At 30.4% G+C, this 13583-nt stretch carries 13 protein-coding genes, 1 tRNA gene and 1 rRNA gene (1 of these 15 running past the window's edge); 12 read left to right on the plus strand and 3 right to left on the minus strand.

Features of this window, described 5'->3' with window-relative positions; genetic code table 11:
* Positions 1-48: 48 nt before the first annotated feature.
* From ruvC to WHD07_RS13270, 5 genes are all read left to right on the plus strand, one after another.
* A complete protein-coding gene (gene ruvC / locus WHD07_RS13250) occupies positions 49-603 on the plus strand; it encodes a crossover junction endodeoxyribonuclease RuvC (RefSeq protein WP_343328792.1) in 555 nt (184 codons plus the stop codon).
* 41 nt (positions 604-644) lie between these two features.
* Positions 645-1010, plus strand: a complete 366-nt coding sequence (locus tag WHD07_RS13255) for a four helix bundle protein (RefSeq protein WP_105049417.1) — start codon at positions 645-647, stop codon at positions 1008-1010.
* A gap of 25 nt (positions 1011-1035) precedes the next feature.
* Positions 1036-2163, plus strand: a complete 1128-nt coding sequence (gene hemW, locus WHD07_RS13260; RefSeq protein ID WP_343328793.1) for a radical SAM family heme chaperone HemW — start codon at positions 1036-1038, stop codon at positions 2161-2163.
* Between the two features lie 128 nt (positions 2164-2291).
* Complete coding sequence (locus tag WHD07_RS13265; protein ID WP_343328794.1) at positions 2292-3041, plus strand: cyclase family protein; 750 nt, start codon at positions 2292-2294, stop codon at positions 3039-3041.
* Between the two features lie 16 nt (positions 3042-3057).
* The gene (locus WHD07_RS13270) at positions 3058-3303 is read left to right on the plus strand and encodes a hypothetical protein (RefSeq protein WP_343328795.1); all 246 of its coding nucleotides are present in this window, start codon (positions 3058-3060) and stop codon (positions 3301-3303) included.
* Here the strand turns inward: WHD07_RS13270 and WHD07_RS13275 are convergent.
* Complete coding sequence (locus tag WHD07_RS13275) at positions 3300-4283, minus strand: CorA family divalent cation transporter (RefSeq protein WP_343328796.1); 984 nt, start codon at positions 4281-4283, stop codon at positions 3300-3302. The two genes, WHD07_RS13270 and WHD07_RS13275, sit on opposite strands and share 4 nt — an antisense overlap.
* A 75-nt stretch (positions 4284-4358) precedes the next feature.
* Between WHD07_RS13275 and WHD07_RS13280 the strand changes: the two genes are divergently transcribed.
* The 5 genes from WHD07_RS13280 to WHD07_RS13300 all read left to right on the plus strand — a co-directional run bounded on the left by WHD07_RS13280 (position 4359) and on the right by WHD07_RS13300 (position 8214).
* Positions 4359-4727 (plus strand): MmcQ/YjbR family DNA-binding protein, encoded by a 369-nt coding sequence (locus WHD07_RS13280; RefSeq protein WP_343328797.1) that lies wholly within the window; start codon positions 4359-4361, stop codon positions 4725-4727.
* Positions 4724-4993: a DUF3781 domain-containing protein gene (locus WHD07_RS13285; RefSeq protein ID WP_343328798.1), complete on the plus strand. Its 270-nt coding sequence runs from the start codon at positions 4724-4726 to the stop codon at positions 4991-4993. The genes WHD07_RS13280 and WHD07_RS13285 overlap by 4 nt, the downstream gene beginning before the upstream one ends.
* An 8-nt stretch (positions 4994-5001) precedes the next feature.
* Complete coding sequence (locus WHD07_RS13290) at positions 5002-5550, plus strand: 5-formyltetrahydrofolate cyclo-ligase (RefSeq protein ID WP_343328799.1); 549 nt, start codon at positions 5002-5004, stop codon at positions 5548-5550.
* 53 nt (positions 5551-5603) lie between these two features.
* On the plus strand, positions 5604-7226 hold the full coding sequence (gene ade, locus WHD07_RS13295) for an adenine deaminase (protein ID WP_343328800.1): 1623 nt from the start codon (positions 5604-5606) through the stop codon (positions 7224-7226).
* A gap of 391 nt (positions 7227-7617) precedes the next feature.
* Positions 7618-8214: a PhnA domain-containing protein gene (locus WHD07_RS13300; RefSeq protein WP_343328801.1), complete on the plus strand. Its 597-nt coding sequence runs from the start codon at positions 7618-7620 to the stop codon at positions 8212-8214.
* A gap of 479 nt (positions 8215-8693) precedes the next feature.
* Here the strand turns inward: WHD07_RS13300 and WHD07_RS13305 are convergent, their stop codons facing one another.
* Together WHD07_RS13305 and WHD07_RS13310 are read right to left on the minus strand one after the other, a co-directional pair.
* Positions 8694-9845 carry an OmpA family protein gene (locus WHD07_RS13305; protein ID WP_343328802.1) on the minus strand — a complete coding sequence of 384 codons (1152 nt, stop codon included), beginning with the start codon at positions 9843-9845 and terminating at the stop codon, positions 8694-8696.
* Positions 9846-10113: 268 nt separating this feature from the next.
* The gene (locus tag WHD07_RS13310) at positions 10114-11502 is read right to left on the minus strand and encodes a dipeptidase (protein ID WP_343328803.1); all 1389 of its coding nucleotides are present in this window, start codon (positions 11500-11502) and stop codon (positions 10114-10116) included.
* Positions 11503-11607: 105 nt separating this feature from the next.
* Between WHD07_RS13310 and WHD07_RS13315 the strand changes: the two genes are divergently transcribed.
* Both WHD07_RS13315 and WHD07_RS13320 read left to right on the plus strand, forming a co-directional pair.
* A tRNA-Leu gene (locus WHD07_RS13315) sits at positions 11608-11689 on the plus strand.
* Between the two features lie 1507 nt (positions 11690-13196).
* Positions 13197-13583, plus strand: a 16S ribosomal RNA gene (locus WHD07_RS13320); it runs 1131 nt beyond the window's last position.

The raw sequence follows: 13583 nt of genomic DNA on the forward strand, positions 1-13583 counted from the left end.
AATAATCATCAGTATTTTTGGTGATACATACAAAAACAATCTACCAGTTTGGCGATAGAAAAAATTATTTTAGGAATTGATCCAGGAACCACAATTATGGGTTTTGGACTGATAAAAGTTCTTGGTAAAAAGATGGAATTTATTCAAATGAATGAATTGATGTTAAAGAAATACGACGATCATTACCTAAAATTAAAACTCATTTTTGAACGAACCATAGAGTTGATAGATACTTATAATCCGGATGAGATTGCTATTGAAGCACCTTTTTTTGGTAAGAATGTGCAATCGATGTTAAAGTTAGGTAGAGCGCAAGGAGTTGCTATGGCTGCTGGGTTATCAAGAGAAATTCCGATTACAGAGTATTTGCCAAAGAAAATTAAAATGGCAGTTACCGGAAGCGGAAGTGCAAGTAAAGAGCAAGTTGCTTTGATGTTAAAATCTTTATTGAATTTAAAAACATTGCCTAAAAATTTAGATGCAACAGATGGTTTGGCAGCTGCAGTTTGTCATTTTTACAATTCAGGTAAAGTTGTTGGTGGAAAAAACTATACAGGTTGGGCCAGTTTTGTAAAACAAAATGAAAAACGGGTTAAAAAGTAAATTTTCAATGAGTATTTATCCGTAATCAATTATCAGAAATAATGAAATTACCCAATAATCCGTTACAGAATAAATCTTATGACCTTGCATTGTTAATTGTAAAATTTAGCAAAAAGTTAATGGCAGAAAAGAAAGAATACGTTTTGTCTAAACAGATGTTAAGAAGTGGAACTTCAGTTGGAGCTAATATAGTTGAAGCTAATGGAGCTATTTCTAAGGCAGATTTTTCTGCTAAAATGTCAATTGCGTATAAAGAATGTTTAGAAACAAAGTATTGGTTGCATTTGTTAAAAGATAGTAATGATTTAGATTTGGAAGATTTTAATGTTTTATTTGAAAAGGCAGATGAAATTGGGAGAATTCTTTTTTCAATTTTAAAAACGACTAGAATTAATAAGCAATCGTGATAATTGATAAAAGATAACTGAATTTATGTCCGGAATTTATATACACATACCGTTTTGTAAACAAGCATGTTTTTATTGCGACTTTCACTTTTCTACTTCGTTAAAGAAGAAAGAAGATATGATTTTGTCTTTAATTAAAGAGATAGAAATTAGAAAATACGAATTAGAAAATTCAGTTATAGAGACTATTTATTTTGGAGGAGGAACACCATCTGTTTTAAATACGGAAGAAATTCAAACTTTAATTGATGCTGTTTATCAAAATCATACAGTCGTTGATAATCCAGAAATTACGCTAGAGGCAAATCCTGATGATTTATCAGAAGAAAAAATTATACAACTTTCTAAATCACCAATAAACAGACTGAGTATTGGTGTTCAATCTTTTTTTGAGAAAGATTTAAAACTGATGAATCGTGCTCATGATTCATCCGAAGCAAAAAAATGTCTTGAAATAGCGACTGAATATTTCGATAATATTTCTGTCGATTTAATTTACGGAATTCCAGATTGTACAAATGAAGAATGGAGAGAAAATATACAAACGGCATTGAGTTTTGGAATTCCACATATATCTAGTTATGCCTTAACGGTAGAAGCAAAAACAGCTTTAGATACCTTAATTAAAAAAGGTAAAATTAAAAATATTGACGAAGAAAAAGCACAAGAGCAGTTTTATATTTTAATTGAAGAACTAGCCAAAGCAAATTTTGTGCATTACGAATTATCAAACTTTGGTAAAGAAGGTTTTTTTAGTAAAAATAATTCGTCTTATTGGTTGGGTAAATCTTATTTGGGTATTGGTCCTTCCGCACATTCGTTTGATGGTGTTCAACGAAGTTGGAATGTTAGAAATAACACCAAGTATATTAAGTCTATTCAAGAAAATAAACTACCTATAGAAAGAGAAACGTTAACAAAAATGGATGGTTATAATGAATATATTATGACAGGTTTAAGAACTATTTGGGGAGTTTCTTTAGATAAAATTGAAAAGGATTTTGGAGAAAATTATATAAAATATTTAGAAAATCAGTCTAAAAAGTATCTGCAACAAGAGTTATTGGTGCTAGAAAACAGAATTTTAAAAACAACTCAAAAGGGAAAGTTCTTGTCAGACGGAATTTCGTCTGATCTATTTATGGTCAATTAGTTTTTCACAGCTTTTTATTTGTGTTAAATATTAAGATTAGGTCTTGTTTAAGTGTATAAATCCCATTATAAAAACTTATATTTGAGTTTGTAGTAAAATTAAAAATTACTGAAATAAGTTAGGTAAATATGAAAGCGGTTATAGAGTACAATTCCAGAAAGATAGAGATCAATGTATCAGAACCTATAGATATTTCGATCCCTATAGATAACACTAAAAATAATATAAATGCTTGGGGAATTGATGATCCTAAGATTGGGCCAGAATCTTTTGATGGTTACGAAGTAAGTGTTGCTAACGGAGCTGTTGTAAACTTTAATAGCATACAATTTAATCCACATTCTCATATTACACATACAGAATGTGTTGGGCATATTACTAAAAAAGTACATTCTGTAAATCAGAATTTAAAACATTATTTTTTTGTAGCGGAGTTGGTAACAGTTGCGCCAGAAAAAATAGGAAGTGATTTTGTAATTTCTGAAAAGCAGTTAAAAACAGCGTTAAGAAATAAGAAAAGAGATGCTATTGTAATTAGGACTTTACCAAATTTATCCGATAAAAAAGAAACTAGATACTTTAATACAAATCCGCCTTATTTATCTAATGAAGCTGCTAGTTATTTGGTAGAAAAAGGAATTAAGCACTTATTAATAGATTTGCCATCTGTAGATAAAGAAAAAGATGGGGGTAAATTAGAAGTTCATAATATTTTTTGGAACACTTCTGGTAAAATGAGGATGAATGCTACTATTACAGAGTTTATTTTTGTGCCAAATAGTATTGATGATGGCGAGTATTTATTAAATTTAATGATTGCACCATTCGAAAATGATGCAACGCCAAGTAAACCTATTTTGTATAAAATTATAAAATAATTTGAGGTGTTTTTAAATGAAGAAAGTTAATTTAAAACTTATTAAAGTTTTTGGATTGTCTGTTTTATCATTTACGTCCTATCTAGTGCTAAACAATTCTAATAAGGTAAATTCAATTTTATTTAAATTACAAGAAAGTGATTCTAGTAGGGGATTCGGAATTTATATAACCATTCATTTGGGAAAGTGGTTTTTGTTGATTTTTGGTATGGTGTCTTTAATTTTAATTATTTCTAAGCTTTTTATTGAAAAAGAGGATTAAAACCACTTTTTACGCTTAAAATACCAAATAGAAATTATAGTAATAAGCACCATAACACCTAATAAAATAAAGTAGCTATATTCATATTTTAATTCAGGAATGTTATCAAAATTCATTCCGTAAATTCCTGCTAAAAAAGTTAGTGGAATAAAAACCACAGACAAAATGGTTAAGGTTTTCATTACCTCATTTAAACGATGCCCTTGAATACTAAAAATTAAGTTTATTTTACTTTCTAATTCTTGTAACTCAAAATCGATATTAGAAATTAAATTATTTGTTTGTTCTTTTAATTCGCTAAAATATTTTACATCAAAACCATCAATTTCCATTTTTTCTAGCTTAACAATAGTGTCTTTTAAACTCATTGTTGCTTTTTTAAAATTGAATAATTCTTGTTTTCTTTTTTCTACAAGAGAGGTAAATTCTGGAGTAGGTTTAATATGTGTAGAATTTAGTTTATCGGCACTTAATTCGGCATTTTCTTCATAAGTATCTTGGTAATTATCAATAATAGATTCTAATAACAAAAACAATAAATAATCTGCTTTTTTCTTTCTAACAATACCTTTGTTTCCTTCTAATCGCTCGCGAATCCAATTAAAATAATCACCAGGTTTTTCTTGAATAGACCATAAAAAAGTTGGAGAAACAATAAAAACCATTTGTTCAGAATCTAATTTATTGCTTGTAGTAATTAAGACACGTGTGGTTACAAATAATAAATCATCTAACAAAATTACTTTGTTAGGATGATCTTCATCACTTAATAATTTTATTAAAAAATCGTCTAATTTATTTTGAATAATGACTTGCTTGTAGGCCTGATGAAATTTAATGCCATAGGTGTTTAGCCACTTTATAGTTGTTTTATTTTCTAGAAAATCAATTTCTGAAACTGAAGCAAAATCAGTTTTTTCATAATTACTATGAGAATATTTGATAATAGTAGTATTGTCTAAAAAATCATTTTCCGTCATATAAAATAATTGTAAATTTGATAGATAAAGATACTTTTTAAATTGTAATAATATCAATTTTAAAATAAAGAGTTTATGCACATAGAACAATTAAGAGATTTTTGCATGGCAAAAAAAGGAGTCACAGAACATTTTCCTTTTGATGAATCTACCTTGGTTTTTAAGGTGATGCATAAAATGTTTTTATTAACCGGATTAAATCATTGGGAAAAAGCAGAGGCTAAAATAAACCTAAAATGCAATCCAGAAAAAGCTGTAGAATTACGAGATGAATATGAAGGTATTATTCCTGGTTTTCATATGAATAAAAAACACTGGAATACAGTAAGTGTAAATAGAAGTGATGTTTCAGACGATTTAGTAAGAGAATTGATAAATCATTCTTATGAATTGGTGGTAAAAGGTTTGACTAAAAAACAAAAAGAATTGTTAAGTACCTTATGAAGTTGCATAAAGAAGAAATTGTAAAGAATCATTGTTACACAAAATTGGTTTACGAAAGGATAAACAAGAAGTTGAAAACTAATTTTTCTAATGCAGAAAGTGAACTGCTTATTAAAAGAATATTAGAAGAAACCTCTTTAGAAAACTACCTAAAAAAAGGAAAGAATTTTTATGTTTCTAATGAGCATCACGCTATTAGAGTTACCGTAAATTCAAAAACCTTTCGAGTAATAACAGTAGATAGCATTACCAGTAAACGTAGATAATTTGTATAATGAAAAAGGAAGAACTTAGAGAAATTTATAAGCAAAAACGTATAGATTTAACGGAACATGAAGTTGCATCGTTTCAAGAAAACATCTATCAACAAATTTATAATTTAGATACTTCGAGTGTTAAAAATGTGCATTTATTTCTTTCTATGAGGAAATTTAATGAGATAGATACACAGCCAATTATTAATTTTTTTAGAAAGAAACATATAAAAATTGTAGTTAGTAGATGTAATTTTAAAGATGACACACTTTCTCATTTTTATTTAGAAGAAGATACTGTTTTAGAGTTGAATAAATTTGGAGTTCCAGAACCTATAAATGCAGTTGAGGTAGATGAAAAGGAACTCGACCTTATTTTTGTTCCGCTTTTAATATCTGATGAATTAAATTATAGAGTAGGTTACGGAAAAGGCTATTACGATCGTTTTTTATCAAAATGTACAGATCAGGCACAATTTATTGGGGTAAACTTTTTTAAACCTATTTACCAAATTGAAGACTCTAATGAGTTTGATGTCCCTTTACATCAAGTAATCTATCCTAAATAAACTTTAAGGCACCTAATATTCTTTGTAAATTTGTTTTAGAAACAGAAAGCAAAATGATTGTACAAGGAAATATTGTTGATATACAAAACAAAAGAATCTTTAAAGGAGAAGTAGAAGTTGTAAACGGAAAAATATCTTCTGTAAAAGAAGTAAATCACCACCAAGAAAATTATATTTTACCAGGGTTTATAGATGCGCATATTCACATAGAAAGTTCTATGTTGGTGCCTTCAGAATTTGCCAAAATAGCGGTAAAACACGGTACAGTTGCAACTGTTTCCGATCCACACGAAATTGCCAATGTTTTAGGTGTAAAAGGTGTAGAATTTATGATTGAAAACGGAAAGAAAGTTCCGTTGAAATTTAATTTTGGGGCACCAAGTTGTGTGCCTGCAACCTCTTTTGAAAGTGCTGGTGCAATTATAGATGCTGATGATATTAAATTGATGATGGAAAACCCAGATATCAAATATTTGGCAGAAATGATGAATTACCCTGGGGTTTTGTTTGATGATGCTGAGGTTTTAGCAAAAATTCAACATGCTAAAAACAATAACAAACCAGTTGATGGTCACGCTCCGGGTTTAAGAGGAGATGATGTTACCAAATATATTGCAGCCGGAATTTCTACAGATCACGAGTGTTTTTCTTATGATGAAGCTTTAGAAAAGCTGCAAAAAGGGATGAAAGTAATTATCCGTGAGGGTTCTGCAGCCAAAAATTTTGAAGCTTTAATAGATCTATTACCAACTCATTTCGAAAACATGATGTTTTGTTCGGATGATAAACATCCGGATGATTTATTGTTAGGACATATCAATCAACTTTGTGAAAGAGCGGTTGCTAAAGGAATCGATGTTTTTAAAGTATTGCAGGCAGCATGTATCAATCCTATCAAACATTATAATTTAGATGTTGGTTTCTTACAAAAAGGAGATGATGCCGATTTTATTTTGGTAGATAGTTTAGAGAAATTCAATGTTTTAGAGACTTATATTAATGGAGAATTGGTTGCTAAAAATGGCGAGTCTTTTGTAGAATCTGTTCCTTTTGAAGTGTTGAATAATTTTAATACCGATAAAAAGAAAGTATCTGATTTTAGATTTGAATCATCTTTAGAAAAAATTAGAGTTATTGAGGCTTTAGATGGCGAATTAGTAACCAATAAAATTGAAGCCAATTCTTTAATTGTAGATGGGAATTTAGTTTCCAATACAAAAACAGATGTGTTAAAAATGACGGTTGTAAATCGTTATAAAAATGATGCGCCAGCAATTGCATTTATTAAAAACTTTGGAATTAAAGAAGGTGCTATTGCAAGTTCTGTTGGTCATGATTCTCATAATATAATTGCGGTTGGAGTGTCTGATGAGGATATTTGTAAAGCCGTAAACCTTATTATAGAAAATAGAGGAGGAGTTTGTGCTGTAAATAAAACCGAAGAAAAAATAGTTTCGTTACCCGTTGCCGGAATCATGTCTGATTTATCTGCAGAAGAAATAGGGAAATCTTATGCAGAATTAGATGCTATGGCAAAACAAATGGGTAGTAAATTACGTGCTCCTTATATGAGCTTGTCTTTTATGGCGTTGTTGGTAATTCCGTCTTTAAAATTATCAGACAAAGGTTTGTTTGATGGAACTTCTTTTTCATTTACTTCTTTAGAAATTGAATAATGAACTGTCATTGCGAGTTTACGAAGCAATCTCATTTTATATACGGGTTATTCGTCTATGTGAAATGAGATTTCTTAATCGCTAAAAAAATCTCATTTTGAAATGACAATAATGCTTTGTCATTCCTGCGCATTAGGAATCTATAATAAGAAATTGAAAAAACAATTAGTTTCTAAAAACCTAAAAGCAAGAAAACAAGTCTAGCCCTGATTGAACGGCGTGTTTGAGCTCTTTTTTATCCCCTTTTGGGGTGAAAAAAGCGAGTAGTGAAAGCAGGAAATAGCTCAAAGTTAAAATTTTATCAAATTCTTAATTTATGGTGTAGTTAATTGGGAATTAATTAGCTTTTTTCATTTAATAATGTACTTTTGCAGAATTAAAATAAAAAATTATGAGTTTACAACAAGACCTAGAAAGTAGAAGTGGAAATCAATGTGAATTATGTGCTTCAAAAGATAATTTATCTATATATGAAGTAAAACCAAGCTTAACAGGTGGTGGAGGTGTAGATGGAAGTTTACTGGCTTGTGAAACTTGTGTAACTCAAATTGATAATCCAGGTCAAACAGATGCAAACCATTGGCGTTGTTTAAATGATTCTATGTGGAGTGAGCACAGAGCTGTAAAGGTGGTTGCTTGGAGAATGCTTTCTCGTTTAAGAAAAGAAGGTTGGCCACAAGATTTGTTAGACATGATGTATTTAGAGGATGATGATTTACGTTTTGCAAAAGAATCTGGAGATCATTTAGATGATAGCGAAAAAATTATTCACAGAGATGCAAATGGTGCTATTTTAGAAGCAGGTGATTCTGTTGTTTTAATTAAAGATTTAAAAGTAAAAGGATCTAGTATGGTTGCAAAACAAGGAACTGCGGTACGTAGAATTTCTTTAGATCACGAAAATGCAAAATATATTGAGGGTAAAGTTGGGCCAACTCAAATTGTAATTATTACAGATTACGTTAAAAAGATGGCAGAAAAAGAGTAATCTTTTATACCATAAAGGCTGGGGTTTTACTTAGAACTTGTGTAAAGTTAAGTAGAAATCTAATACAGGTTTATTTACGGACACATAACATTAGAATCTAGTTTAATGATTCTTTAAAATAGTCATAAAAACATCTCGAAGTTTTCGAATTGTTTTTATGACTATTTTTTTTATGATTAAACTACAATAGAATTATTTATATCTATTTTAAAATAGTGTGGAGTGCTTTTTTTAGGGATAGAGAGCTATTATTACTGAATTTTGCTGCTTTCTGTTGTGGGTTTGAAGGAAATTAGCTAAGAGTCTTTTAAACATTCTCTAGTAGCTGTTAATTACTCGTTTATTTTAAATTATTTCTTAATTGTAGACGAGTGAGGGTTTTCTTAAAATAAATAATTTATAGGTACAAAAAAACAACCATCAACAAATAAATTGTTGATGGTTGTTCTATTATAATAAAATATGTAACGAACTATTTATTATTTTTGAATTCTAATAGCTACTCTTCTTGCTAATTGTCTAGCAGTAGAAGTTGCAGTAGTGTCTTCACCGTCACCTTTATAAGATAATCTGTTAGCATCTACACCTGCATCAACTAAAATATTGTATACTGTTTTAGCTCTTTTTTCAGATAAAAATTTGTTGTAACCTTCTGGTCCAGTTTCATCAGCATAACCAATTAATTCAGCTTTTGCAGAAGAATTATTTTCTAAGTATGTTTTTAAGAAGTTGATTGCACTTGTAGAACCAGTTTGAACGTTAGCTCTGTCAATATCAAAATAAACGTTTACATAACCGTTGTCAATTAATTGCTTAGCAAAATCTACATTTTTAGTTCCTTCATTTCCTGCTTTAGCATATCTAGTATCTAATTCAGAAACAAGTTTTTCTTTAGTAATGTCTTTTGCTTTTAAAGCTGCAATTTCAGTTTCTGCAGTTTTTAAACGGTTACTTAATTCTTCTAATTCAGTAGTTGTAGCTAATTCTTCATCAGAATAGTACCAGTCTGCATGTTGCTCATTTTTACCTAAAGCAATGTTTACACCAATAGAATAGTTAACAATTCCACCACTGATTCCATTTTTTTTACTTGTAGTTGTACCATCAAAAGAACGGTTTTGGTAATAATTACTTATTCCAGATACATCTGCAAATAAAGAAACACGATTAGATAATTTAAACTGAGGTGTTACACCTGCAATTAATTGACGCATTTTATCAGCATCAGTATCTATTGGCTCTGAAGAATATAATCTAGAGATTCCACCACCAGCATGCACTAATAAGTTAAAGTCTTTCGTCCAGCTTCTAAAGTTTAAAAGATTACCAGCATTTATAACTCCTTCTATACTTCCTCTGTAATAGTTAGATTTAAAAGGGTTGTTACCGCTAGCTTCACTAATATTGTTGTAACCTAAATCTAAACGTAAACCAAATCTTTCGTTAAACATATATCTAGCTCCTATATTTGCTTGCCAGAAATCTGGATTGTTTGTTCCATATCCAGGTGCTACTGAACCTACAATTGTTTGTACACCTGCTCCAACATCGATAGACCATTTGTTAAAATCTTGCGCACTTGATTGAAAAACGGAACCTATTAATAATGCCCCTAAAATTAATCTTTTCATTTTTTTTGTTTTTAATTATAACTGTGATTTTGATTGCAAATTTACAATATTTTTTGTATATACAAACAATACTTTCCCTATAATAAATGTTGGATCATTTTAAATCGAAATTTACAAAGTAATTTATAGCTGTTAAGTTGTATTATTAAGTTGTTTTTTTATAAAATATAGAGTGGTAATGCCCCTTATACGTTGTTTTGTCAAAGAATTGTTATATGAAAAACAGATTAAGTCTTAAATAAAAATTCATTTATTCAAAAGCAGATTTTTATTTTGATAATTCTGTGAAGTATTTATAAAAATAAGGTATTGTTTCAATTCCTTTCAGATAATTAAACACGCCAAAGTGTTCATTTGGAGAGTGAATTGCGTCAGAATCTAAACCAAAACCCATCAAAATAGTTTTACTTTTTAAATGTTGTTCAAATAATGCTACAATTGGTATACTACCACCACTTCTTTGTGGAATTGGTGTTTTACCAAAGGTAGTTTCATAAGCTTTACTTGCTGCTTTGTATGCAATATTGTCTATTGGAGTAACATAGCCTTGTCCTCCATGATGAGGTGTTACTTTTACTCTTACGGCATTAGGAGCAATGCTTTCAAAGTGTTTTTTAAATAATTGTGTAATTTCTTTCCAATCCTGATTAGGTACTAAACGCATAGAAATTTTTGCGTAAGCTTTACTAGCAATTACCGTTTTTGCACCTTCTCCAGTATAACCGCCCCAAATTCCGTTTACATCTAAAGTAGGTCTTATAGAGTTACGTTCGTTAGTAGAGTATCCTTTTTCACCATATACTTCATCAATTTTTAAAGCCTCTTTGTAGTTTTCTAAAGAAAATGGGGCTTTTGCCATTTCAGCTCTTTCTTCTGTAGATAGCTCTTCCACATTGTCGTAAAAACCAGGAACAGTAATATGATTATTTTCGTCATGTAAAGAAGCAATCATCTTGGTTAAGATGTTAATAGGGTTTGCAACTGCCCCACCATATAAACCAGAATGTAAATCTCTATTTGGTCCTGTAACTTCTACTTCTACATAGCTTAAACCACGTAAACCTGTAGTAATTGAAGGAATATCGTTGGCAATCATACCAGTGTCAGATATTATAATAACATCATTGGCTAACTTTTCGGTATTTCTTGGTACAAACCAAGCTAAACTTTCAGATCCAACTTCTTCTTCACCTTCAATCATAAATTTTACGTTACAAGGTAAGTTTCCGGTAGATGTCATGTATTCTAATGCTTTTACATGCATATACATTTGTCCTTTATCATCACAAGCACCACGAGCAAATATTGCTCCTTCTGGGTGATTTTCTGTTTTTTTAATTACTGGTTCAAAAGGAGGAGAGGTCCATAATTCAATAGGATCGGCTGGCTGCACGTCATAATGACCGTAAACTAACACTGTAGGTAAGTTTTTATCAATAATTTTTTCTCCGTAAATAATAGGATACCCTGGTGTTTCACACATTTCTACTTTCTCACATCCTGCTTTTTTAAGGCTTTCAAGTACAAAATCGGCAGTTAGTAAAACGTCTTTTTTGTAGGCAGAGTCAGCGCTTACAGAAGGTATTTTAAGTAAGTCAATCAATTCATTTAAGAATCGTTCTTTGTTGTCTTTTATATAAGATTTAATTGTATTCATTAAAGATATTTTTTATTTCTTCATCAAAAGTAGAAAAATAATTATGAACTGCTTTGCAGTTTCGAACTATTGTTTATATTTGCACCCCAATTTAATGGTAAAGTTGCAGGCGTGGTGGAATTGGTAGACACGCTAGACTTAGGATCTAGTGCCGCGAGGTGTGAGAGTTCGAGTCTCTCCGCCTGTACAATAAGAGAAAGCTGACTTTATAAGTCAGCTTTTTTTGTTTATAATCAATTCGTTATCGCCTTTTTCTAGAATATATCGTAACTTTATGTAATCTAAATAATCGTTTAAGTTCTCAGTCATACTTGTTTTTATACAACATTCATACAAATTCGGTCTATAAAGAGTAATACATGTCATGCGGAACTTGTTTTAACATTTCATTTCTTTCAGTCATTAAAAATGCAATGAAAGTTGGCTATTTCAAAAAGTATCCGTATAAATTTCCATTTGGATGTTCCCTTTTTTTGTTGAGATATAAAAAAGAGTAGGGTTTATATATAGGTACACTTTTGCAATTCAAATAAACTTATAGAATAAAAAAGGTCGGGCTTTCCACTATATCTTTTTGCGAAAAGCAAAAAGGATGCCGTTTCAATCCCTAACACAAAGCCTGTAATTTTAATTAGCAAGAAGGAAACAAGCTTACAAAGAGCAATTTTAACAAATAGACACCTATTTGTTCTTCATGTAAAAAAAACTGTCATTGCGAGGCACGAAGCAATCCCTTTATTCTAGTAAATTAAGCTTCTGAGCAAATTGAAGCTTTGTATAAAACCGTTTTTTTTAGGTTTAATTCTATTTACAAAGTTTCTACTCCATCTATAAGAGACCTTTTTCATAATTTTCGTTGTATTAAAATTAAAAAACAATTATTTACCGACCTTATTTAAAAGCAAAAAAACAAATCCAAGTAACCAAGTAAAGTTATTTCAAACCTATTTAGACTAAATTTTCAGCGTACACTCTTTCCCGTTTTTAATACTATTATGTTTTAAAAAGTAGCAACTATCCCCAAACCCCACCTAAAACCCAAGATCCTTAAAAAAATAACTAAAAAATATTTCATGTAACTTGCTAGAAACAAAATAATTAGGAGAAGTATGTAAAATAAACAAAAAAAAAGGGTTAAAAAATAGTTGTTAGATTAAAAATGAGTTGTAAGTTTGCACCCGCTAACAGCAATATTGCTTCGTTAGTTTCGTTCATTGAGGAGTTGTAAAGGGATTAAAAATTAAGGAGTTAAGCTGATAAAGTTATGAAAATTTTATCAAAAAACTTTCATTTTTATGAGGTTTCTTTGTAAAAAACGTTGTATGTTTGCAGTCCGAAATTTTCGGCAAAAAGTTCAGCATTTTTCACAAGCAAAATAAAATAAAAAAAAACTTTATTTTTTTTATTGTCAGATTAGAAATAGTTTGTATGTTTGCAGCCGCTAAGAAATACAGCAAAAACGATCAGAGAAAATTTGGAATGATTTAAAAAAAAATCAGTTAGTTCGATTCTAACGTTTCTACAAAGTTCGAGATTAAAAGGGGATTGATAGAGTGTTAAAACTTGTCATTTCCGACTCGGCAAAGTTCATTGAAAATATTGAAATTGACAGCGTAATTAAAGAGTAGAATGACCACATTATTAGATTAATGTAAAATTCTTTTGAAACTTATTCATTAAAATATTTAAAATATACAATGAAGAGTTTGATCCTGGCTCAGGATGAACGCTAGCGGCAGGCTTAACACATGCAAGTCGAGGGGTAACATTGTGCTTGCACAGATGACGACCGGCGCACGGGTGCGTAACGCGTATAGAACCTACCTTTTACTGGAGAATAGCCTTTAGAAATGAAGATTAATGCTCCATAGTATTGATTAATCGCATGATTAATTAATTAAAGATTTATTGGTAAAAGATGGCTATGCGTCCTATTAGTTAGATGGTAAGGTAACGGCTTACCATGACTGTGATAGGTAGGGGTCCTGAGAGGGAGATCCCCCACACTGGTACTGAGACACGGACCAGACTCCTACGGGAGGCAGCAGTGAGGAATATTGGGCAATGGAGGCAACTCTGAC

The organism is Polaribacter staleyi (assembly GCF_038024045.1).
Classification (GTDB): domain Bacteria; phylum Bacteroidota; class Bacteroidia; order Flavobacteriales; family Flavobacteriaceae; genus Polaribacter; species Polaribacter butkevichii.